A 20,342-nucleotide genomic window follows, 5' to 3' on the forward strand; every position below is an offset into this window, starting at 1 on the left:
CGCCTCTAGGTATAAATCCTGAGTATCTGGTGCAAATTAGTATTTGTGGAGGCATCTGGAGTACCAATCGAGCATTGCAGCATCGGTATCGTTCAGTTCGTCAATGCCGTATGCCTGCACTGGCGTTGAACGGTCGATCCCATACCAATTACGAAGGAGACATTCCGATGCCACATTCCCCCCGTGTTTTTGCTCCTCAGCGCCTCGCCCTGGCCGCTGCACTGGCCCTGTCGCTGTGCGGCGCCGCCAGCGCGCAGACCGAGCTGGTCATTGCCACCGTGAACAACGGCCACATGATCGAGATGCAAAAGCTCAGCAAAAACTTCGAGCAGGCCAACCCCGACATCAAGCTCAAGTGGGTCACGCTGGAAGAAGGCGTGCTGCGCCAGCGCGTGACCACCGACATCGCCACCAAGGGCGGCCAGTTCGACGTGATGACGATCGGCATGTACGAGGCGCCCATCTGGGGCAAGAAGGGCTGGCTGCAGGAGCTCAAGACCGACGCCGCCTACGACGTGGACGACCTGCTGCCCGCCGTGCGCAACGGCCTGTCCATCGACGGCAAGCTGTTCGCCGCCCCGTTCTACGGCGAAAGCTCGATGCTCATGTACCGCAAGGATCTGGCCGACAAGGCGGGCGTGCAGGTGCCCGAGCGTCCCACCTGGCCGCAGATCAAGGACCTGGCCGCCAAGATGCACGACCCCAAGAACGGGGTGTACGGCATCTGCCTGCGCGGCAAGCCGGGCTGGGGTGACAACATGGCCTTCCTGACCACGCTGGTCAACACCTTCGGCGGCCAGTGGTTCGACATGCAGTGGAAGCCGCAGCTCGAGTCCAAGCCCTGGAAGGACGCGATCAACTTCTACGTGGACCTGCTCAAGAACTACGGCCCGCCCGGCTCTGCCGCCAACAGCTTCAACGAGATCCTGGCGCTGACCAACTCGGGCAAGTGCGGCATGTGGGTGGATGCCACCATCGCGGCATCGTTCGTGGCGGACCCCAAGCAGTCCAAGGTGGCCGACCAGATGGCCTTTGCCCAGGCGCCCACCATGAACACGTCCAAGGGCGCCAACTGGCTGTGGTCGTGGAATCTGGCCATCCCGGCTGGTTCCAAAAAGGTGGACGCCGCGCAGAAGTTCATCACCTGGTCCACCAGCAAGGAATACATCCAGCTCGTGGCCAAGACCAACGGCTGGGCCAATGTGCCCACCGGCACGCGCAAGAGCACGTACGCATCGCCCGAGTTCCAGAAGGCAGCGCGCTTTGCGGCCGCTGAGAAGACGGCCATCGACTCGGCCAACCCCACGGATTCGACCTTGCCCAAGAGCCCGTATGTGGGCGTGCAGTTCGCGGCCATTCCTGAATTCCAGGCCATCGGCATCGCGGTGGGTCAGCAGATGAGCGCAGCACTGGCGGGCAAGACGACGGTGGACGCCGCGCTCAAGGCCAGCCAGGTGTCGGCTGACCGCGAAATGAAGAAGGCCGGCTACTACAAATAGGCAAGCACCCATTGGGCTACTGCGCGGCCCGATCTGGGGGCGGTGTTCCTCGCCGTACGGGAGTACGACTGCGGTACAGCACCCCCACCTCGGGCCGCTCGCTACGCCCACAGGGCGCTTGCCTCACTGCGCTGTGTAAGTCTGTATCGGAATTCCCATGAACCGCCGCCTGCTACCCCGTCTGCTGCTCACGCCAGCCATGGCCACGCTCTTCCTGTGGATGATCGTGCCGCTGGTGATGACGATCTACTTCTCGCTCATCCGCTACAACCTCATGCAGCCGGACCAGACCGGCTTTGCCGGGCTGGAGAACTTTGAGTATTTCGTCACCGACCCCTCGTTCGGCACGGCGGTGGTCAACACCATCTTGCTGCTGGGTAGTGTGATTCTCATCACGGTGGTGTTCGGCATTGCGATTGCGCTGCTCATCAACGAGCCGTTTGCGGGCCGTGGCATCGTGCGGGTGCTGCTGATTTCGCCGTTCTTCGTCATGCCCACGGTGAACGCGCTGATGTGGAAGAACATGATGATGAACCCCATCTACGGCGTGCTCGCCCAGGTGTGGATGTTCTTTGGCGCACAGCCGGTGGACTGGCTTACCGACCACCCGCTGTTCTCGGTGATCGTCATGGTGTCGTGGCAATGGCTGCCGTTTGCCACGCTGATCTTCATGACCGCATTGCAGAGCATGAACCACGAACAGCTGGAAGCATCGCGCATGGACGGCGCCAACTACCTGCAGCAGCTGCGCTACCTGTATGTGCCACACCTGGCGCGCTCGGTGGCGGTGGTGGTGATGATCGAACTCATCTTTTTGCTCAGCATCTTTGCCGAGATCTACACCACCACGGGTGGCGGGCCGGGCGATGCGAGCACCAACGTCACCTTCCTGATCTTCAAGCAGGCGCTGCTCAACTTCGACGCGGGCGTGGCCTCGGCCGGGGCGCTGTTCGCAGTGTTGCTGGCCAATATCGCGGCGGTGTTTCTGATCCGCATGGTCGGCAAGAACCTTGACAAGTAAGACGGGGCAACGCTCATGACAACGACAAAACGACGCCGCTCCAGCTTCCCGCTGGGCCTGCTGGCCCTGCGCACCGCTGCTGCCTGGGGCGTGGCCCTGCTGCTGTTCTTTCCGCTGGGTTGGCTGTTCCTCACTGCGTTCAAGACCGAGTTGCAGGCCATCGCAGTGCCGCCGCAGCTGTTCTTCATCCCCACGCTCGAGAACTTTCACGAGGTGCAGGAGCGCAGCGACTACCTGCTGTACGCCAAGAATTCGGTCATCACCAGCGTGGTCTCTACCCTGGTGGGCCTGATGCTGGCCGCGCCTGCGGCCTACGCCATGGCCTTCTTCAAGGGCAAGTACACCAAGGACATCCTCATGTGGATGCTCTCCACCAAGATGATGCCCGCCGTGGGCGCGCTGGTACCCATTTATGTGCTGGCGCAAAAGAGCCACCTGCTCGATACGCAGCTTGCGCTCATCATCGTGTTCGCGCTGTCCAACCTGCCCATCATGGTCTGGATGCTGTATTCGCACTTCAAGGACATCCCGCGCGAGATTCTGGAAGCCGCGCGCATGGACGGTGCCACGCTGTGGCAGGAGGTGCGCCTGGTGCTGCTGCCGCTGGGCATGGGTGGCCTGGCGTCCACCGGCCTCTTGTGTCTGGTGCTGTCATGGAACGAGGCCTTCTGGAGCCTGAACCTCAGCGCCGCCAAGGCCGGCACGCTGGCCACACTGATCGCGTCGTACTCCAGCCCCGAGGGCCTGTTCTGGGCCAAGTTGTCCGCCGCCTCGCTCATGGCCATTGCACCCATCGTGGTCTTTGGCTGGTTCAGCCAGAAGCAGCTGGTGCAGGGCCTGACGTTTGGTGCGGTCAAGTAAGCCGTAGTTTTCCTCCCAGTTTTCAAGTTTTCAGGAACCCGATTCCATGGCCTACCTTCAACTGCGCGGCATCGAGAAATTCTTTGGTGAACACCGCGCCATCAAGGGCATCGACCTCACCATCCAGCAAGGCGAGTTCATCGTCTTCGTCGGCCCCTCGGGCTGCGGCAAGTCCACGCTGTTGCGGCTGATCGCGGGGCTCGAAAACATCGACGGTGGCACCCTGATGCTGGACGGCCGCGACATCACCGACCAGCCATCCAGCAAGCGCGACCTGGCCATGGTGTTCCAGAGCTATGCGCTGTACCCGCACATGAGCGTGTACGAGAACATGAGCTTTGCGCTCAAGCTCGCCAAGGTGGACAAGCAGGTGATCGACGAGAAGGTGCAGAACGCCGCGCGCATCCTCAACCTCACGCAGTACCTGCAGCGCACGCCCAAGGAACTGTCGGGCGGGCAGCGCCAGCGCGTGGCCATCGGCCGCGCCATCGTGCGCGCGCCCAAGGTGTTCCTGTTTGACGAGCCACTGTCCAACCTCGACGCGGCGCTGCGCGGCCAGACCCGTGTGGAGATCGCCAAGCTGCACCGCGACCTTGGGGCCACCACCATCTACGTCACGCACGACCAGGTCGAGGCCATGACGCTGGCCGACCGCGTGGTGGTGCTGCGCGATGGCGTCATCGAGCAGGTGGGCACGCCGCTGGAGCTGTACGACAAGCCTGCCAACCAGTTCGTGGCCCAGTTCATCGGCACGCCGCAGATGAACGTGGTGCCCTTGCCGCAGCTGCCATCGCCCGTGCAGCAGCAGGCACCCGTCGGGGCGGAGGGCGGCGCCATCGGCCTGCGCCCCGAGAACATCACGGTACGCAACACCGGCACGACGCTGTTGCCGGGCCAGGTGGACCTGGTGGAAGCATTGGGCGCAGAGACGCTGATCTACGTGAGCACGCCCAGCGGCGCGCAGTTTGTGGCGCGCCAGAACGACCGCACAGGCCTGCGTGCGGGCGATGCGGTTTGCCTGGACATCGATGCCTCGCAAGCCCATTGGTTCGACCCGAACGGCCGCGTGGTGGCCCGCCAGACCGCATGACCGCCATGACTGCTTCCATGCCCCCCGGACAAGAACTTCAAGGCAAGGTGGCGGCCGTTACCGGCGCCGCATCGGGCATCGGCTTTGCCAGTGCCCAAGCCATGGCCAACGCTGGTGCGCGTGTGGTGCTGATCGATCGTGACGAGGCCGCGCTGACCAAGGCGTGTGCAGCCCTCGGCCCCGTCGCCTTGCCGCTGGTGCTGGACCTGCTCGATGCCAGGCAATGCGCCAGCCTGCTGCAGCGCACGCTGGCGTTGGCTAGTCAGCTCGACATCTTTCACGCCAATGCTGGGTTGTATGTGGGCGGCGACCTGGTGGATGCCGACCCCGACGCTATCGACCGCATGCTCAACCTGAACGTCAACGTGGTGATGAAGAACGTGCACAACGTGCTGCCCCACATGATCGAGCGTGGCACGGGCGACATCATCGTCACCAGCTCGCTGGCCGCGCATTTCCCCACGCCGTGGGAGCCTGTCTACGCATCGTCCAAGTGGGCGGTCAACTGCTTTGTGCAGACCGTGCGCCGCCAGGTGTTCAAGCACGGCATCCGCGTGGGCTCCATCTCGCCCGGGCCCGTCATCACCTCGCTGCTGGCCGACTGGCCCGCGGAGAAGCTTGCCGAGGCCAAGGCCAGCGGCAGCCTCATCGAGGCCTCTGAAGTGGCTGACGTGGTGCTCTTCATGCTCACCCGCCCGCGCGGCATGACCATCCGCGACGTCGTGATGATGCCCACCAATTTTGATCTCTAGAAACCCGCAGTCACGCACCATGAATTTCATCCTGCACCTGGGCCTGGGCTCGTTCCACCGCGCCCACCAGGCCGTTTACGTTCACGCATTGCGCCAGCAGGGCGACACGGGCTGGGCCATCGCAGGGGGCAACCTGCGCCCCGACATGGCCGACACCATCGCGGCGCTGCAAGCGCAGGATGGGCGCTACACGCTCGAAACCGTCACTCCCCAAGGCGAGCGCAACTACACCGTCATCGAGTCGATCCAGCGGGTGATCCCCTACCAGGATGACCTGGCCCCGCTGATTGCCATGGGGGCCGACCCTGCCACGCGCATCATCAGCTTCACGGTGACCGAAGCGGGCTACTACCTGGATGCCCAGAACCAGCTCGACTGGCCCACGTTTGCCGACCTGCGGGCCGACCTGGCGGCCGTGAAGGCGGGGCAGGCAGGCCACACGATCTACGGCGGCCTGGTCAGCATCCTGCGCACACGCAGGGCAGCCGGTGCAGGCCCTGTGACGCTGATGAACTGCGACAACCTGCGCCACAACGGCGACCGCTCGCGCGGCGGGCTGTTGCAGTTCATCGAGGCGCTGGGCGATGCGCCACTGAAAGAATGGGTGGAGCAGAACACCACCAGCCCCAACGCCATGGTGGACCGCATCACGCCGCGCCCCACGCCCGATGTGGCCGAGCGCGTGAAGGCTGCAACAGGTTGGGATGACAAGGCAGCACTCATGGGTGAAAGCTTTATCCAGTGGGTCGTCGAAGACGACTTCATCGCAGGCCGCCCTTCGTGGGAAACGGTCGGTGTCGAGATGGTGCAGTCGGTGCAGGCGCACGAAGAGGCCAAGATCCGCCTGCTCAACGCCACCCACAGCTGCATTGCCTGGGCGGGCACGTTGGCGGGTTACCAGTACATCCACGAAGGCACACACGACGCGGCCATTCGCCAGATGGCCTACGACTACGTCACCGACGACGCGATCCCCGTGTTGCAGCCATGCCCCATCAACCTGGAGCAGTACCGCGACGTGGTGCTGGACCGCTTCGGCAACCCCGCCATCGCCGACACCAACCAGCGCGTGGCCATGGATGCGTTCTCCAAGATCCCCGGCATGATTGCGCCCACCATCCGCGACAAGATCGCGCGCAACACGTCGTTCGACAGCGTGGCCATGCTGCCAGCACTGTTCCTGGCCTACCTGCAGCGCTGGCACGCGGGGCAAATCCCCTACAGCTACCAGGACCAGGCCATGGATCCCGCCGTGGCCCATGCCATCTGCGATGCCGCTGACCCCGTGGCGGCCTATGCGGCCGACACGACCCTGTGGGGCGAGATGGCCGGCCACCCCCGACTCGTAGACGCGTTGCGCAAAGCCTATGCTCGCGTGTTGGCTTTTGTGGCAGAGCGGACAGGCGCCTGATGCTGGTGTAATTTGAGCCCACTACCGCCATGACCGTGAAGATGCCCATCGCCCCGCGCCAGACCAAGCCCGAGCTGGAGCACGACTATGTGCGCTCGCCCGCGTTGGGCTACGAGTCGCCCGAGACGGCGGGCTTCATCCGTTGTTTGTCGCACGGGTTTCCCACGCCGCTGGCGCGCTGGCATTACCACGACGAGTACGAGCTGCACCTGATCACCGCGACCTCGGGCAAGGTCTTTGTGGGGGACTGGATCGGTCAGTTCCAGCCCGGCCACCTGGTGCTGACCGGGCCGCGCCTGCCGCACAACTGGATCAGCATGGACCTGCCCGAAGGCGGCGTGCCGCTGCGCGACCTGGTGATCCAGTTCTCGCACGCGCCGCTGGTGGCCAGCAGCGAAACCATCCCCGAGCTGCGCGAGGTGCTGCCCCTGCTGGAGCGCGCGCGCCACGGCGTCGAGTTCTTTGGCATGGAAGCGCAGGCGCAAGAGCATTGGCACCGCATCAAGGCGCGTCAGGGTCTGGCGCGGTTCGGCGCGTTCTGCGAATTCATGAGCGACCTGGCGCGCTGCACCGACTTTCGCCTGCTGTCGAGCACGCAGCTGCAAAGCGAGGACAACGATGCGCAACTGGACCAGATCAACGCCATCGTGAGCCGCATCACCGACCACCTGGCCGACCCGCTGTCGGCGGCCGACCTGGCGCAAGAGCTGGGCATGACGGAGAGCCGCTTTTCGCGCTTCTTCCGCCGCGCCACGGGCAATACCTTCACCGACTTCGTGAACCTGGTGCGCGTGAACCGCGCGTGCCAGCTGCTGATGGAGACCGAGCGCTACATCACCCACATTGCATATGACGTGGGCTTCAACAACATGGCCAACTTCAACCGCCGCTTTCTGGACATCAAGGGCATGACGCCCAGCGAGTACCGCAAGCAGGGCGCGGGAAGGTTTGGAAAGACTTCCTGATCCCCGGCCGGATCTGCACCCCGAGAGGGGGGGAGGCCCTTGTTGCGTGACCCCTGCACGCAGCCCGCCAAAGGCAAAGGCCGGGCCATGGCTTTCACTGTGAATCACTGACATCTGTCCATCACCCATGTACCTCGGAATCGATTTAGGCACCTCGGGTGTCAAGCTCCTGCTGCTGGACGATGCGCACACTGTGGTCGCTACGGCAGATGCCGCCGTGCCTCAGCTGCGCCCCCAGCCTACCTGGAGCGAACAGCAACCCACCGACTGGTGGGCCGCTGTGGAGACCTCCGTGGCGCAGTTGCGCGCGCAGGCTCCCGCAGCGTGGGCGCAGGTGCGGGGCATCGGCCTCTCGGGCCACATGCATGGCGCGGTGGTACTGGACGCGCAGGGCCAGGTGCTGCGCCCGGCCATCTTGTGGAACGACGGCCGCGCCAGCGCCGAATGTGCGCAGCTGGAATCGGCTGTGCCCACTTCGCGCCAGATCACCGGCAATCTCGCCATGCCCGGCTTCACCGCGCCCAAGCTGCTGTGGCTGCGCACGCACGAGCCCGCCGCGTTCGACCAGATCCGCACGGTGCTGCTGCCCAAGGACTGGCTGCGCCTGCAGCTCACGGGCGATGCGGTGAGCGACATGTCCGACGCATCGGGCACGCTGTGGCTGGATGTGCAGGCCCGCGCCTGGAGCCCTGCCATGCTGCAGGCCTGCGGGCTCGATACATCGCACATGCCCGCGCTGGCCGAAGGCAGTGCGCCCACAGGCACGCTGCGCAGCGATGTGGCGCGCCGCTGGGGGCTCAGTGACAGCATCGTCGTGGCTGCTGGCGCGGGCGACAACGCCGCCAGTGCCGTGGGCGTGGGCGCCCGCACTGCGGGGCAGGGCTTTGTGTCGCTGGGCACCTCGGGTGTGGTCTTTCGCGTGACGGACGCTTTTGCGCCTGCCACCGAGCGCGCCGTGCATGCCTTCGCCCATGCGCTGCCGCAGCGCTGGCACCACATGTCCGTCATGCTCAGTGCAGCGAGTGCGTTTGGCTGGGTCACCCGGCTCACGGGGCGTGGCGACGAGGCGCAACTGTCTGACGCCGTCAGCGTCCTCAACACCACCCGCCAGGCGCAGGCGCCGCTGTTTTTGCCGTACCTGAGTGGCGAGCGCACACCGCACAACAACGCGGCTGCCTCCGGCGTATTCATGGGCCTGCGGGCCGAGCACGAAGCGGCCGACCTGGCCTATGCGGTGATGGAAGGCGTGGGCTTTGGCCTGCTCGATGGCCTCAATGCCATGCGTGCTGCCGGGGCCGGGCAGGGTGGTGCTGCCCGCCGGGATGACGCAGCCCTGGCCTTGGTCGGTGGCGGTGCCCGCAGCAACCCCTGGGCGCAGCTCTTGGCCAGCGCGTTGGGCACCCCGCTGCAGCGCCCGCAGGGCGCACACGCCGCAGCCGCCCTGGGGGCGGCGCGCCTGGCGGCCATGGCCTGCGGTGGTGACGAAGCCCACTGGTGCCAGCCCCTGCCCGCTGACGCCACCTTCATGCCACAGCCCGCACAACAAACCCAGCTGGCCGAACGTTATGCCCGCTTTGTCGCGCTCTACCCCGCGCTGCAATCGCAGTTCTGACGCACTGTCTGCTTCCTTCCAAACGTCCATGACTTCCGCATCCACGATTTCCAACGGCACAGCGCCCATCCACGCCGCCATTGCCGGCGAGGCCCTCATCGACCTGATCCGCCGCCCCGATGGCAGCTACCTGCCGTGCCTGGGCGGCGCGCTCTACAACCTGTGCCGCGCGCTGGCGCGACAGGGTGTGGGCACCCAGTACCTCAACCCCCTGTCGCGCGACCGTTTTGGGCGCGAACTGGCGACGCAACTGGTGGCTGACGGCGTGGTGCTGGCACAGCCCGAGCCTGTGCTGCAGGTCACATCACTGGCCGTGGTCAACCTCGACGCACATGGCCACCCTGACTACGCCTTCTACCGCGAAGGCGTGGCAGACCGTGCCGTGTCTGCCGCAGGTCTGGGCGATAGCTGCGCCGTGCTGCCCGCGCTGCAGTTGGTGTGCACCGGCGCGCTGGCGCTCGACGCGCGTGACACTGCCATCTACCTGCCGTGGCTGGCCGCCCAGCGAGCCGCAGGCCGCTGTGTGGTGGTTGATGCCAACCTGCGCCCCTCCGTCATGCCCGACCTGGCGGCGTACCGCACCACGGTGCACGCCGCGCTGGCCCATGCCCACATCATCAAGGCCAGCGACGAAGACCTGGAGCATCTGGCTGTGCCTGGTGTGGATGCCCTGGCCCGCGCACAGCACCTGCTGGCCGCCAACCCACAGGCCCATCTGCTGGCGCTCACGCTGGGCGCGGAAGGCGCTTGGCTGCTGCACCGTAACGGCGTGCAGCGTTTCGCCAAAGAGGCCCAGCCGCTGCCAGTGGTGGACACCGTGGGCGCGGGCGACAGCTTTCTGGCCGGGCTGCTGGCGCATTTGCTGCGGCAATCGCAGGCTGCCGGTGGTGCGAGCTTTGTGGGGTTTGTCGAAGCGCTGGCGGCCGATGCGTGCCAGCAGGCGCTGCGTCATGCGCTGGCCAGCGCCAGTTTGTGCGTGATGGAGCAAGGCTGCGTGCCACCGGGCTGGGAGGCCGCCCTCGTGTGGAGCCAGCAGCATCCCGCAGCCCAAGACCCGCGCTGACATGGGGGTTCGGTCACCGTCTCTGGAGTGGCAGGCCGTCTATCATTTCCCGTCGCTGATTTGCGGAGGATGCCGATGACGGAGTTTCTGGTTGCGATGCTGTGGTCAGTGGTTGAAGTGCTGATCGTCTGCACGGGGGCGCAGGTGGTGCGGGTGGTCGGCCTGGGCCGCTGGCGCTCTGAGCGCTGGGGCAGCAACGAAGCGCGGACCTGGAGTGCAGCGGGCGCACTGTCGTTCCGGCATGAAGGACAACGTGTGGTGACGACCAATGGCCTGATATTCGTGGGCTTGTTGTTCTATGGGGTGCTCGCTGTGCTGGCTGTCGCGCTTGCAGGGCTGGTTTCGGCGTGATTGCGGTTAGCGCAGCAGTGCCCCAGGACACACGGATCATCCCGGTGGGCCCCGAGGCGGCAGAAGCCGCCTGCACGGTCATCCGTCGGTCTATCACCCACTGCTGCGTGCTCGACCATGCCAATGACCCCGCTATCCTGACGGCCTGGCTGGCCAACAAGACGCCCGAGAACCTTGCTGCGTGGATGTCCGCGCCGGGCGCTGCGGTGTGGGGCGCATACCGGGGCGGAACGATGGTGGGCTTTGCGCTGCTGGCGAGGGCCACGTTGGCGTTGTGCTATGTGGTGCCAGAGGCCTTGCACCAGGGCGTAGGCCACGCCCTACTGCGTGAGGCCGAGGCTCACGCGCGGCAGTCGCGGCTGGCGGCACTGGGGCTGGAGAGCACGCGAACGGCGGAGGCTTTTTACCGCCGCAATGGCTATGAACCCGCAGGTGCAGTGCAGTCTTGGGCAGGGCTGCAGGCACAGCCGATGCGCAAGGTGTTCTGAAGGGGGCTCTGGGCCGCGTGGAACGCGATGCCCAGAGCCACGACCTCGCCGAGTGCCCTGCTCATCAGGGTTGTGGCAGTTGTTGGAAGCGAGAATTTTTATAAAAAATGGCCCTGGCGCTTGATGTGTAAGCGCAATCAGCTATTGTTTTCATAGTAAATCTCGGCGTGGCCGGCAGGCGTTGATCAGAGCTCCTGCGAGTAGACGATGGACCCATGGTGCTTGGCCATCTTGTCGTACAGCAGTCGCGCGGTGGTATTGGTTTCGTAGGTTTGCCAATACACGCGCGATGCCTTGGCTGCCCGCGCTGCGCTGTACACGGCGTCGATGAGCGCACGCCCCACGCCCCGGCCCCGTGCGGCTTCGTTGGTGTACAGGTCGCTCAGGTAGCAGATGGGATCGATGCGTGTTGTGCTGCGGTGAAAAAGGTAGTGCGCAAGCCCGAGGATCTTGCCGCCCGCAGCGTCGTGCGCCACGAGGCAGAAGACGGGCTCTGCCGGGTCCAGCAAGCGCTGCCAGGTGGTTGCGTTGATGTGTTCGGGCAGCGCTGTGGCGCCAAAGCGGCCGTAGAACGCGTTGTAGCCGTCCCAGAGCGGGCGCCATGCGGCATAGTCTTCGGGCTGGACGGGGCGCACGGTCAAAGTGGAACTCATGGTCGGCCTGGCGGTGTTGCTGGAGCCCTGATTGTGCAGGTGGTGGAAAGGGATGGGTGTCAGTGCCAGCGCACCGCAAGGCACGGCTCCGGGGTCGTGACGGGCACTCAACAGCAGCGAACGCAGGGCCCTGTGGGTTTCTCGCGACGGCCTGGGCTGCGGTGCCGTGGGCGTGGCTACGATGTGCGCTCGTTGGCATCCCGTCTCCAACCTTCCACTGCCCGCCCATGAGCTATGTCCTGCACCTTTGGCGCCATCCGGTCCCTGTTTCCAGCGAGGATGCGCGAGCCACGCTTCACGACCTGCGCCAGCAACTGAGCTTCAGCCCCGATGCTGCGGCGGGCCAGTTGCTGGAGGCCATCGCATCCGCGCTGCCCCCGGAGGGAGCGCCGGAAGACTACTGGACCGAAATCCCGGAGCCAGACCCGTTTGCGTTGGTGCAAAGCCTGAGCCCTGACGTGGCCGAGCTGGAGGTGGTGCTGCCGGTGATCGAGTGCGTGGCCCGCCAGCTGGGGTGGGTGGTTTTTGATCCGCAGAGCGGCGAGGTGCACACCCCTTCGGGGCAGGTGATGGGCCCCATGGGATCTGTTGCAGCCGTGGAGGATGTGCCTGTGCTCCCTGAGCTGGATACTTCGCCTTCGGCGCGCGGCCGCTGGGTGCAGCAATCGCTGGAGCCCCTGTTCACCCAACGGGGCTGGCGCAAGCTGCGGGGCGAATTCTGGTTCAAGAAAAAGCTGCCTGTGGGCGAGGCGCTGGTGTACTCGGACATGGTGCGGGACACCTTGCACCACGGCGTGTGGATACGCCTTGCATTGCCCTCCCACCTGCAGCCCGCTCTTGACAGCGATGGCGGGCCGGCCTTCAAGGTGTCCTTGCAGCACTTCGCGCAGATGCACAGGCTGCCCTTCACTTATCTGGAGCCACCGGCACTGTTCCAAAAACAGGCGGGAGGGGTGATCTACGAGTTGCCCATGGGCAGCGCAGACAGTGCTGCCACGCGCCGGGATGAGCTGGCGGCGCTGTACGACAGGGCCGTGCTGGACTGGCTGGACCAGCTGCACAGCCTGGAGGATCTGGACAGATGGGCCAACCGCGTGCCGGATGAAGAATGCCCCTTCGTGGGCCTGCGCCAACGCAGCGACTACCGCTTGCTGAACTACCACCCCGATCTGCTGGTGGCTGCTGCAGTCAACGCCCCTGACTTCGCGCAACGCGCCCTGGAGCGCTATGCAATGTACGAGGTCGACGCGTTTGGCAGGGGGCTGCTGCCCCAGATGCACGAGCTGCTGGCCGTGTGCGGGCTACACATCGTGCGGCGTTAGACCTTCAGCACCCGCCCCGGGTTCATGATCCCCTGCGGGTCCAGCGCCTGCTTGATGGCGCGCATCATGCCCATGGCCACAGGCGACTGGTACTTCTCCAGCTTGTCGGCCTTGAGTTCGCCAATGCCATGCTCGGCCGAGAACGAGCCGCCGAACTCGGCCACGGCCTCATAGACGAGGTGGTTCACATGGGCTTCGTGCTCGCGCAGAAAGGCCTTGGGGTCGCCCTCGGCGGGCGCCTGCACGTTGTAGTGCAGGTTGCCGTCGCCCAGGTGGCCGAAGTTGACCAGGCGCACGCCGGGGATCTCGCGCTGCAGCACCGCGTCGGTGTGGGCCACAAAGGCGGGGATGCGCGAGATCTGCACCGAGATGTCGTGCTTGATGTTCAGGCCCTCTTCGGCCTGGGCGAGCGGAATGCTTTCGCGGATGTGCCAGAGCTGGTGGGCCTGCGTGAGGTTCTCTGCCACCACGGCGTCGGTCACGCAGCCCATTTCAAACGCGGTCTCCAGCAGCGACTCAAACCGTGCACGCGCGTGTTCTTCGGATTCGCTGTCGGAGTTTTCGAGCAGCACGCACCAGGGCGCGTTGTCGTCGCCCAGAAAGGGCACGCGCAGCTGCGGCATGTGCTTGCCCACCAGGCTCAGCGCAAACTGGCCCATCACCTCAAAGCCCGTAAGGCCCGCCCCCAGCTGCTTGTGCGCCAGGCCAAGCAAGGCCACGGCGTGTTCCATCGACGGCACGGCGGCCCAGGCCGTGAGGTTGGCGGCGGGCTGGGGGTAGAGCTTCATCGTCGCAGCGGTGATGATGCCCAGCGTGCCTTCGCTACCGATGAACAGGTCGCGCAGGTCGTAGCCCGTGTTGTCCTTGCGCAGACCTTTCAGGCCATCCCACACCTCGCCCTGGGCGGTGACCACTTCGAGGCCCAGGCACAGGTCGCGCGCGTTGCCGTAGCGCACCACCTGTGTGCCGCCCGCGTTGGTGCCCAGGTTGCCGCCGATGGTGCAGCTGCCTTCGGCCGCGAGGCTCAGGGGGAAGAGTACGCCCGCGTTCTGCGCCACATCCTGCAGGTTCTGCAGGATGCAGCCAGCTTCCACCGTCATCGTCAGGTTGTCGGTATCCACGCTGCGCACCGCGTTCATGCGGGTGAGGCTCAGCACGATCTGCGTGCCCGAGTCGTCGGGCGTGGAGCCCACGGCCAGGCCAGTGTTGCCGCCCTGGGGCACGATGGCGGTGCCTGCTGCTGCGCAGGCCTTGACCACAGCCGCCACTTCCTGCGTGCTGGCGGGACGCACCACGGCCAGGGCCTTGCCGCGCACGCGACGGCGCCAGTCCTGCTCCCAGGCAGTGAGGTCGCCTTCGGTGATCACATGGGCGGGGCCGACGATGGCGCGCAGGGTGTCAAGCAGAGTGGTCATGGTCAAGGAGTTTCTTCTTCAAGGCGATGAAAAGAGGAGGTTGGCATCAGGATGCAGCAGAGGCGGCTGCAGCCGCCTTGGCATTGCGCTGGCGCAGCCGCACATGCAGCGTGCAGGCGGTGAACAACACGAGGCACAGGGCCACCTCGGCCCAGGCCAGCCACTGCGACGGGGGCTTGTCGCTCCAGCCGCGCACCACGCCTTCGGTGAAATACAGCCAGATCACCAGGCTGACCCAGCGGTAGGTGTACATGCGGTTCTTGAGAATGCCCGCCAGCGGGATGCACAGCGGAAGCGCCTTGAGTGCGAGCCATGAGCCACCAGGGCGCAACGGGGCCAGCACCAGCTCCCAGGCCAGGCACAGAACAATCAGCGCCAGCAGGCTGCAAGTGGCCAGCCAGCGCGTGGATTCCACAGCGCTGTCTGCGGGAACGGGGAGGGCGGGCGGGGCAGAAGGTGATGCGGTCATTGGGGTGGCATCATATCGGCCATGTCCTTGTCCTTACAGGCAGTGGCCCAGCGCGCGGAGGCGCTGGTGACCGAGCTGTCGCACTTCCCCTGGAAAACCACGGCCCAGACGCTGCGTGAGCGCTTTCGTGAGGACCATCTGGGGCTCACGGCCAGCAGCCTGACCTTCACCACCATCCTGGCGCTGGTGCCTTTCTTCACCGTGGCGCTGGCAGTGTTCACGGCCTTCCCCATCTTCGGCAAGCTGCAGGATGCGCTGCAGGGCTGGCTGGTGAACAGCCTGGTGCCCGACAGCATCTCCCGACAGGTGCTGGGCTACCTCACGCAGTTTGCTGCCAAGGCCAGCAGCCTGGGGGTGGCGGGTTTCAGCATTTTGTTGGCCACGGCGCTGGCGCTGATCCTGACCATCGACCGCACGCTCAACGACATCTGGCGCGTGCAGCGGCTGCGGCCGCTGGGCCAGCGGGTGTTGATCTACTGGGCCGCCATCACGCTCGGCCCGCTGCTCATGGGGGCCAGCCTGGCGCTCACGTCGTATGTGATGTCGGCCTCGGGCGGGCTGGTCAAGCGCCTGCCCGATGGTGTGCAGCTGCTGTTCGATTCGATCCAGTTCGTGGTGCTCGCAGGCGGCATGGCGTCGCTGTACCACTATGTGCCCAACACGCCGGTCAAATGGCGGCATGCCTGGACGGGCGGGCTGTTCGTGTCGGTGTGCATCGAGCTGGCCAAAAAGGTGCTGGCGCTGTACCTGGGCAAGGTGCCCACCTATTCGGTGGTGTATGGCGCGTTTGCCACGCTGCCTATCCTGCTGGTGTGGATCTATGTGGCCTGGGTCATCGTGCTGCTGGGGGCGGTGGTCACGGCCTACCTGCCCAGTTTGCTGGCCGGTGTGGCGCGGCGCAGCACGGTGGCGGGCTGGACGTTTCAGCTGGCGGTGGAGGTGCTGCAGCAGCTGCACCGCGTGCGCCACCAGCCTCTCAAAGGCCTGCGCCCCGGCCAGCTCGCCCAGTTGCTGCGGGTGGACGTGCTGCAGCTGGCCCCGGTGCTGGAGGCGCTGACCGCGCTGGACTGGGTGGGCCAGGTCAACGATGCGGCCGTGGACGCATCGGATGTGCCCGAGCCCCGCTATGTGCTGCTGGCCAACCCGGGCGCGACACCCCTCGCACCGCTGGTGCAGCGCCTGCTGCTGGAGCGCGCCGAGAGCCTGCAGCCGCTGTGGTCACAGGCCCGGCTGGACGGATTGCTGCTGGAGGATGTGCTGCAGCCGGGTGCTGGTGCTGACCCCGCCCAGGGCGCGCTGCGGGCAGGGTCGGTGTAAGCTATCGAAAATATAGCTGCTTGCGCTTGTTGGATAAGCGCTAGGGCCTGTTTTTACTTGAGTTTATCGCCGTGGCAGCTGTGGTGAATCACCGCTTCAGAACGGCACCTTCCCCGTCCAGATGTCCTTGTACATCACCCAGTCGCCCATGAAGCTGTAGAGCGGCCGCTTGAAGCTGGCGGGCTTGTTCTTCTCAAAGCCGAAGTGACCCACCCAGGCAAAGCCGTAGCCGCACAGCAGGCCATACAGCAGGTACTGCGGTTTGCCCGTGACCACCAGCATGGCCAGGCAGACCAGGGTGAGCGTGGAGCCCACAAAATGCAGGCGGCGGCAAGTGCGGTTGCTGTGTTCGCCGAGGTAAAAGGGGTAGAACTCGGCGAAACGCTTGAAGGTGCGCGGGTCGGTAGTCGTGGTGTGGGGGGCACTGATGTCCATCGTTGTCTCCTTGGGGGTGGGGCTACCTGATGCCAAACGCTTTATACGCCCAAGCCCTTGAAAATGCAGTGCCACTGTGGACATGAGATGCCGTGGGCTGTCGTTGAACAGGTTCTGTCACCATCGCCAGGATGACTTCCACGGAATCCACAACCACCCCGTCCTTCGCTGCCCCCGCAGGGGGCCGCGAACACGCCATCGACGCGCTGCGCGGCTTTGCGCTGCTGGGCATCCTCATGGTCAATGCGGGCAGCTTTGCCTCCACCTACTTTGGCGTGGGGGTGTCTGACCCGGCCTTCTCGCGGCCGGTGGACCACGCCGTGCGCTGGCTGGTGAGCTTCCTCTTCGAGACCAAGTTCTACCTGCTGTTCTCGCTGCTGTTTGGCTACAGCTTTGCGCTGCAGATGGACGCCGCCCAGCGCGCCGGCAGCGCTTTTGTTCCGCGCTTTCTGCGGCGCCTGCTGGGGCTCTTGCTGCTGGGGCTGGCGCACGCATGGCTGCTGTTTGCGGGCGACATCCTGGTCACCTACGCGCTGCTGGGCCTGCTGCTGCTCGCGTGGCGGGGCGTGCGCCCGGCCATGGCGGTGGTGCTGGCACTGGCGCTGCTGGGCGCCACTGCCGGGGGCTGGGGCCTGCTGGCCTGGCTGGTGGCACAGGTGCCGCCGATGGACCTGCCCCTGGCCGAGCTGCACGCGAAGGCGCAGCAGGCCGCGCAGGCGTATCGCGCCAGTGCCCTGGAGGCCATTGCGCAGCGTGGGCGGGACATGGCCGAGGGCGTGTGGTTTGTGCTGGTATTCGTGCAGGGCCCGTGTGCGCTGGCCATGTTCCTGCTGGGGCTGGCGGCGCACCGCACCGGCCACCTAGCCACCGTGGCGCGGCAGCCTGCGCGGCTGCGCCGCTGGATGGCGTGTTGCCTGCCTGTGGGTGTGGCGGGCGCGTTGTTCTATGCCTCGGTGCAGTCTGGGGCCAGCGGGGCCCAGCAGCCTGAGCAGGTGGGCCTGGCCGCGCTGGCGGTGGATTTGGCCACCGCGCCGCTGCTCACTTTCGGCTATGTTGCGCTGCTGCTGTGGCTTCTGCAGCGCGGCCCTGCCGGGCAGCGGCTGGGCGCGGCGCTGGAGCCTGCGGGGCGCATGGCGCTGTCGAACTACCTGCTGCAGTCGCTGGTGGGGGCGCTGGTCTTCACGGCCTATGGCCTGGCGCTGGTGGGCCAGGTGTCGCCAGGGTGGGTGGTGCTGGGCGTGCTGGTGCTGTACGCCACCCAGCTGGCGTGGAGCCGCCGCTGGATGGCCATGCATGCCTATGGTCCGGTGGAATGGCTGCTGCGTGCTTTCACGCAGTGGCAGTGGCCCGCATGGCGGCGCGTCCCGGCCTGACTGCAGGCCGGGACGCGTGCGGAGCGCTGCTCAGCGGGCCAGAAAGTCGCGCAGCGCGAACAGCGTTTCTTCCGGCGCCTCGGTCATCTGGTTGTGGCCCACCGGCAGGTTGGCCATCGACACGGATTTGCCTGCTGCGCGTGCCGCATTCACCAGGCCCTGCGCGGCTCTGGGCGGTGTCATCTGGTCCTGGCTGCCTAGCGCAAACAGCACCGGGCATGTCAGCTGCGCCATGGCGGCTTCGCCGCCGGTGTAGCTATCGCAGGCCACAAACCCCCGGTGGAACACGTTGATCGCCGTATTGCTGCGCAGCACCTTGCGCCCCAGCGCCATGCCTGCGCCAAACACCCAGGTGCCAGGGCCCAGGGCCGACGGGGGCGCAGACAAGGTGCTGCGTGAGAACACATTGACCATGCGCATCGCCTTCTCGGGGTCGGTCTGTGACGCTTCGATGAGTGCGGGCGAGACCTTCATCGGGAAGGCCGTGCCCACCAGCACCAGGTGGCTGATGCGGTCCTTCAGGCGCGCGGCCGCCTCCATGGCAATGAGTGAACCCCAGCTGTGGCCCACCAGCGCTGCGCGCTGCACACCGGCGGCATCGAGCAGCGCACCGATGAAGTCCGCGCCTTGCTCCACTGTGGCGGGCGCCTCGCCACTGCTGCGGCAGTGGCCGGGCAGGTCGATGGCCAGCACGTTCCAGCCGTGGTTGGCCATGTAGCGGCTTTGCAGGGCCCACACGCTGTGGTCGTTGAGCACGCCATGGATGAACACCACGGTCGGTTTGGCGGCATCAAATGCCTTGCCGCCGGTGTAGCAGTAGATGGCGGCGCCGTTGACTTGGATGTGCATGGTCAGGCCCCCGCCTTTTCTGCGGCTTTGAGCGCGCGTTTCAGGTCGTCAATGAGGTCGTCGGCATCTTCGAGGCCGATGGACAGGCGGATCGTGCCCTGGCTGATGCCTGCGCCCGCCAGCGCTTCGTCGCTCATGCGGAAATGCGTGGTGCTGGCCGGGTGGATCACCAAGCTGCGGCAGTCGCCCACATTGGCCAGGTGGCTGAAGACCTTGAGGGTTTCGATGAACTTCTTGCCCTGCTCGCGGTTGCCCTTGAGGTCGAAGCTGAACACCGAGCCCGCGCCGCGTGGCAGCAGCTTTTGCGCGAGGGCATGGCTGGGGTGAGACTCCAGCAAGGGGTGGCCCACGCGCGACACAAACGGCTGCGCGGCCAGAAATTCGACCACCTTCTCGGTGTTGCGCATGTGCTGCGCCATGCGCAGTGGCAGGGTCTCAATGCCTTGCAGGATGAGCCAGGCCGTGTGCGGGCTCATGCAGGCGCCAAAGTCGCGCAGGCCCTCGCGCCGCGCGCGCAGCAAAAAAGCGCCCACGGTGCTCTCTTCGGTGAACACCATGTTGTGGAAGCCGTCGTAGGGCTGGGTCAGCTCGGCAAATTTGCCGGCCGATTTGGGGCCGTCCCAGTCAAAGCTGCCGCCGTCCACCACGATGCCTCCCACCACGGTGCCGTGGCCCGACAGGAACTTGGTGGCCGAGTGGTAGACCAGATCGGCGCCATGCTCGAAGGGCTTGATGAGCCAGGGCGAGGTGAGCGTGGAGTCCACCAGCAGTGGCACGCCGGCCTCGTGCGCGATGGAGGATACGGTGGGAATGTCCAGCACATCCAGGCCGGGGTTGCCCACGGTTTCGCCAAAGAACAGCTTGGTGTTGGGGCGTACGGCAGCGCGCCATCCGTCGATGTCGCCGGGCTTCACGAACGTGGTCTCGATGCCGAAGCGCGACAGCGTGTAGTGCAGCAGGTTCTGCGAGCCGCCATACAGCGCCGTGCTGGCCACGATGTGGCTGCCCGCGCCCATGAGTGTGGCAATCGCCAGGTGCAGCGCGGCCTGGCCGCTGGCGGTGGCAATCGCGCCTACGCCGCCTTCCAGTGCTGCCACGCGTTGTTCCAGCACCGCGTTGGTGGGGTTGCTGATGCGGCTGTACACATGGCCGCCGCGCTCCAGGTTGAACAGTGAAGCCGCGTGGTCGCTCGACTCGAAGACGAACGACGTGGTCAGGTGGATGGGCGTGGCGCGCGCGCCAGTGGCGGGGTCGGGGCTCGCGCCTGCGTGCAGCGCCAGCGTGTCAAAGCCGGGGTCGGAGTAACCGGGCATCTTGTGTCTCCCATGTTGTCAATGCAGGCGGGCATTGTGGGCTATATTTGCTGACAAACAGCCTGCAGCACCTGGGCAACCCC

The 20,342-nt window shown here is 65.8% G+C and carries 20 protein-coding genes; 14 read left to right on the forward strand and 6 right to left on the reverse strand.

Annotation, left to right across the window (positions count from 1 at the left end):
* Nucleotides 1-167 precede the first annotated feature (167 nt).
* The 11 genes from LPA35_RS16655 to LPA35_RS16705 all read left to right on the forward strand — a co-directional run bounded on the left by LPA35_RS16655 (nt 168) and on the right by LPA35_RS16705 (nt 11,113).
* Nucleotides 168-1,499, forward strand: coding sequence for a sugar ABC transporter substrate-binding protein (locus tag LPA35_RS16655; RefSeq protein WP_228897717.1), 1,332 nt, complete (start codon nt 168-170; stop codon nt 1,497-1,499).
* A 157-nt stretch (nt 1,500-1,656) separates the two neighbouring features.
* Nucleotides 1,657-2,520, forward strand: a complete 864-nt coding sequence (locus LPA35_RS16660) for a carbohydrate ABC transporter permease (RefSeq protein WP_069105336.1) — start codon at nt 1,657-1,659, stop codon at nt 2,518-2,520.
* A 15-nt stretch (nt 2,521-2,535) separates the two neighbouring features.
* The gene (locus LPA35_RS16665; RefSeq protein ID WP_228897718.1) at nt 2,536-3,381 is read left to right on the forward strand and encodes a carbohydrate ABC transporter permease; all 846 of its coding nucleotides are present in this window, start codon (nt 2,536-2,538) and stop codon (nt 3,379-3,381) included.
* 46 nt (nt 3,382-3,427) lie between these two features.
* The gene (locus tag LPA35_RS16670) at nt 3,428-4,471 is read left to right on the forward strand and encodes an ABC transporter ATP-binding protein (RefSeq protein ID WP_228897719.1); all 1,044 of its coding nucleotides are present in this window, start codon (nt 3,428-3,430) and stop codon (nt 4,469-4,471) included.
* Between the two features lie 5 nt (nt 4,472-4,476).
* Nucleotides 4,477-5,223: an SDR family oxidoreductase gene (locus LPA35_RS16675; RefSeq protein ID WP_228897720.1), complete on the forward strand. Its 747-nt coding sequence runs from the start codon at nt 4,477-4,479 to the stop codon at nt 5,221-5,223.
* 19 nt (nt 5,224-5,242) lie between these two features.
* A complete protein-coding gene (dalD, locus tag LPA35_RS16680) occupies nt 5,243-6,634 on the forward strand; it encodes a D-arabinitol 4-dehydrogenase (RefSeq protein WP_228897721.1) in 1,392 nt (463 codons plus the stop codon).
* 29 nt (nt 6,635-6,663) lie between these two features.
* Nucleotides 6,664-7,599, forward strand: a complete 936-nt coding sequence (locus tag LPA35_RS16685) for an AraC family transcriptional regulator (RefSeq protein WP_228897722.1) — start codon at nt 6,664-6,666, stop codon at nt 7,597-7,599.
* A gap of 127 nt (nt 7,600-7,726) precedes the next feature.
* On the forward strand, nt 7,727-9,211 hold the full coding sequence (gene xylB / locus LPA35_RS16690; protein WP_228897723.1) for a xylulokinase: 1,485 nt from the start codon (nt 7,727-7,729) through the stop codon (nt 9,209-9,211).
* A 28-nt stretch (nt 9,212-9,239) separates the two neighbouring features.
* A complete protein-coding gene (locus LPA35_RS16695) occupies nt 9,240-10,274 on the forward strand; it encodes a PfkB family carbohydrate kinase (RefSeq protein WP_228897724.1) in 1,035 nt (344 codons plus the stop codon).
* 75 nt (nt 10,275-10,349) lie between these two features.
* Nucleotides 10,350-10,625, forward strand: a complete 276-nt coding sequence (locus LPA35_RS16700; RefSeq protein ID WP_228897725.1) for a hypothetical protein — start codon at nt 10,350-10,352, stop codon at nt 10,623-10,625.
* Between the two features lie 17 nt (nt 10,626-10,642).
* Nucleotides 10,643-11,113 carry a GNAT family N-acetyltransferase gene (locus tag LPA35_RS16705; RefSeq protein ID WP_228897726.1) on the forward strand — a complete coding sequence of 157 codons (471 nt, stop codon included), beginning with the start codon at nt 10,643-10,645 and terminating at the stop codon, nt 11,111-11,113.
* A 185-nt stretch (nt 11,114-11,298) separates the two neighbouring features.
* Here the strand turns inward: LPA35_RS16705 and LPA35_RS16710 are convergent, their stop codons facing one another.
* Nucleotides 11,299-11,766 (reverse strand): GNAT family N-acetyltransferase, encoded by a 468-nt coding sequence (locus LPA35_RS16710; RefSeq protein ID WP_228897727.1) that lies wholly within the window; start codon nt 11,764-11,766, stop codon nt 11,299-11,301.
* Nucleotides 11,767-11,993: 227 nt separating this feature from the next.
* Here LPA35_RS16710 and LPA35_RS16715 point away from each other — a divergent pair, with 227 nt between their 5' ends.
* A complete protein-coding gene (locus tag LPA35_RS16715; protein WP_228897728.1) occupies nt 11,994-13,088 on the forward strand; it encodes a hypothetical protein in 1,095 nt (364 codons plus the stop codon).
* Here LPA35_RS16715 and LPA35_RS16720 read toward each other — a convergent pair.
* Both LPA35_RS16720 and LPA35_RS16725 read right to left on the reverse strand, forming a co-directional pair.
* Nucleotides 13,085-14,503, reverse strand: coding sequence for an FAD-binding oxidoreductase (locus tag LPA35_RS16720; RefSeq protein ID WP_228897729.1), 1,419 nt, complete (start codon nt 14,501-14,503; stop codon nt 13,085-13,087). The genes LPA35_RS16715 and LPA35_RS16720 overlap by 4 nt on opposite strands.
* Before the next feature lie 46 nt (nt 14,504-14,549).
* Nucleotides 14,550-14,972, reverse strand: a complete 423-nt coding sequence (locus LPA35_RS16725) for a DUF2069 domain-containing protein (protein WP_121505946.1) — start codon at nt 14,970-14,972, stop codon at nt 14,550-14,552.
* 21 nt (nt 14,973-14,993) lie between these two features.
* Between LPA35_RS16725 and LPA35_RS16730 the strand changes: the two genes are divergently transcribed.
* Entirely contained in the window at nt 14,994-16,289 is a 1,296-nt protein-coding gene (locus tag LPA35_RS16730; RefSeq protein ID WP_228897730.1) for a YihY family inner membrane protein, read from the forward strand.
* 96 nt (nt 16,290-16,385) lie between these two features.
* Here the strand turns inward: LPA35_RS16730 and LPA35_RS16735 are convergent, their stop codons facing one another.
* Entirely contained in the window at nt 16,386-16,724 is a 339-nt protein-coding gene (locus LPA35_RS16735; RefSeq protein ID WP_121505948.1) for an Mpo1-like protein, read from the reverse strand.
* 131 nt (nt 16,725-16,855) lie between these two features.
* Here LPA35_RS16735 and LPA35_RS16740 point away from each other — a divergent pair, with 131 nt between their 5' ends.
* On the forward strand, nt 16,856-18,097 hold the full coding sequence (locus LPA35_RS16740; protein WP_370641460.1) for a DUF418 domain-containing protein: 1,242 nt from the start codon (nt 16,856-16,858) through the stop codon (nt 18,095-18,097).
* A gap of 30 nt (nt 18,098-18,127) precedes the next feature.
* Here the strand turns inward: LPA35_RS16740 and LPA35_RS16745 are convergent, their stop codons facing one another.
* Together LPA35_RS16745 and LPA35_RS16750 are read right to left on the reverse strand one after the other, a co-directional pair.
* On the reverse strand, nt 18,128-18,946 hold the full coding sequence (locus tag LPA35_RS16745; RefSeq protein ID WP_228897731.1) for an alpha/beta fold hydrolase: 819 nt from the start codon (nt 18,944-18,946) through the stop codon (nt 18,128-18,130).
* A 2-nt stretch (nt 18,947-18,948) separates the two neighbouring features.
* Nucleotides 18,949-20,259 carry an O-acetylhomoserine aminocarboxypropyltransferase gene (locus tag LPA35_RS16750; RefSeq protein WP_228897732.1) on the reverse strand — a complete coding sequence of 437 codons (1,311 nt, stop codon included), beginning with the start codon at nt 20,257-20,259 and terminating at the stop codon, nt 18,949-18,951.
* Between the last annotated feature and the right edge of the window lie 83 nt (nt 20,260-20,342).

Origin of the sequence: Acidovorax sp. Leaf73 (genome assembly GCF_916855635.1) — a bacterium.
Lineage (GTDB): Bacteria > Pseudomonadota > Gammaproteobacteria > Burkholderiales > Burkholderiaceae_C > Acidovorax > Acidovorax facilis.

What these genes read in the sequence shown, in the direction of transcription:
- LPA35_RS16655 (WP_228897717.1), top strand. Translation starts at nt 168, where the DNA reads ATGCCACATTCCCCCCGTGTTTTTGCTCCTCAGCGCCTCGCCCTGGCC.
- LPA35_RS16660 (WP_069105336.1), top strand. Translation starts at nt 1,657, where the DNA reads ATGAACCGCCGCCTGCTACCCCGTCTGCTGCTCACGCCAGCCATGGCC.
- LPA35_RS16665 (WP_228897718.1), top strand. Translation starts at nt 2,536, where the DNA reads ATGACAACGACAAAACGACGCCGCTCCAGCTTCCCGCTGGGCCTGCTG.
- LPA35_RS16670 (WP_228897719.1), top strand. Translation starts at nt 3,428, where the DNA reads ATGGCCTACCTTCAACTGCGCGGCATCGAGAAATTCTTTGGTGAACAC.
- LPA35_RS16675 (WP_228897720.1), top strand. Translation starts at nt 4,477, where the DNA reads ATGACTGCTTCCATGCCCCCCGGACAAGAACTTCAAGGCAAGGTGGCG.
- dalD (WP_228897721.1), top strand. Translation starts at nt 5,243, where the DNA reads ATGAATTTCATCCTGCACCTGGGCCTGGGCTCGTTCCACCGCGCCCAC.
- LPA35_RS16685 (WP_228897722.1), top strand. Translation starts at nt 6,664, where the DNA reads ATGACCGTGAAGATGCCCATCGCCCCGCGCCAGACCAAGCCCGAGCTG.
- xylB (WP_228897723.1), top strand. Translation starts at nt 7,727, where the DNA reads ATGTACCTCGGAATCGATTTAGGCACCTCGGGTGTCAAGCTCCTGCTG.
- LPA35_RS16695 (WP_228897724.1), top strand. Translation starts at nt 9,240, where the DNA reads ATGACTTCCGCATCCACGATTTCCAACGGCACAGCGCCCATCCACGCC.
- LPA35_RS16700 (WP_228897725.1), top strand. Translation starts at nt 10,350, where the DNA reads ATGACGGAGTTTCTGGTTGCGATGCTGTGGTCAGTGGTTGAAGTGCTG.
- LPA35_RS16710 (WP_228897727.1), bottom strand. Translation starts at nt 11,766, where the DNA reads ATGAGTTCCACTTTGACCGTGCGCCCCGTCCAGCCCGAAGACTATGCC.
- LPA35_RS16715 (WP_228897728.1), top strand. Translation starts at nt 11,994, where the DNA reads ATGAGCTATGTCCTGCACCTTTGGCGCCATCCGGTCCCTGTTTCCAGC.
- LPA35_RS16720 (WP_228897729.1), bottom strand. Translation starts at nt 14,503, where the DNA reads ATGACCACTCTGCTTGACACCCTGCGCGCCATCGTCGGCCCCGCCCAT.
- LPA35_RS16725 (WP_121505946.1), bottom strand. Translation starts at nt 14,972, where the DNA reads ATGACCGCATCACCTTCTGCCCCGCCCGCCCTCCCCGTTCCCGCAGAC.
- LPA35_RS16730 (WP_228897730.1), top strand. Translation starts at nt 14,994, where the DNA reads ATGTCCTTGTCCTTACAGGCAGTGGCCCAGCGCGCGGAGGCGCTGGTG.
- LPA35_RS16735 (WP_121505948.1), bottom strand. Translation starts at nt 16,724, where the DNA reads ATGGACATCAGTGCCCCCCACACCACGACTACCGACCCGCGCACCTTC.
- LPA35_RS16740 (WP_370641460.1), top strand. Translation starts at nt 16,856, where the DNA reads ATGACTTCCACGGAATCCACAACCACCCCGTCCTTCGCTGCCCCCGCA.
- LPA35_RS16745 (WP_228897731.1), bottom strand. Translation starts at nt 18,946, where the DNA reads ATGCACATCCAAGTCAACGGCGCCGCCATCTACTGCTACACCGGCGGC.
- LPA35_RS16750 (WP_228897732.1), bottom strand. Translation starts at nt 20,259, where the DNA reads ATGCCCGGTTACTCCGACCCCGGCTTTGACACGCTGGCGCTGCACGCA.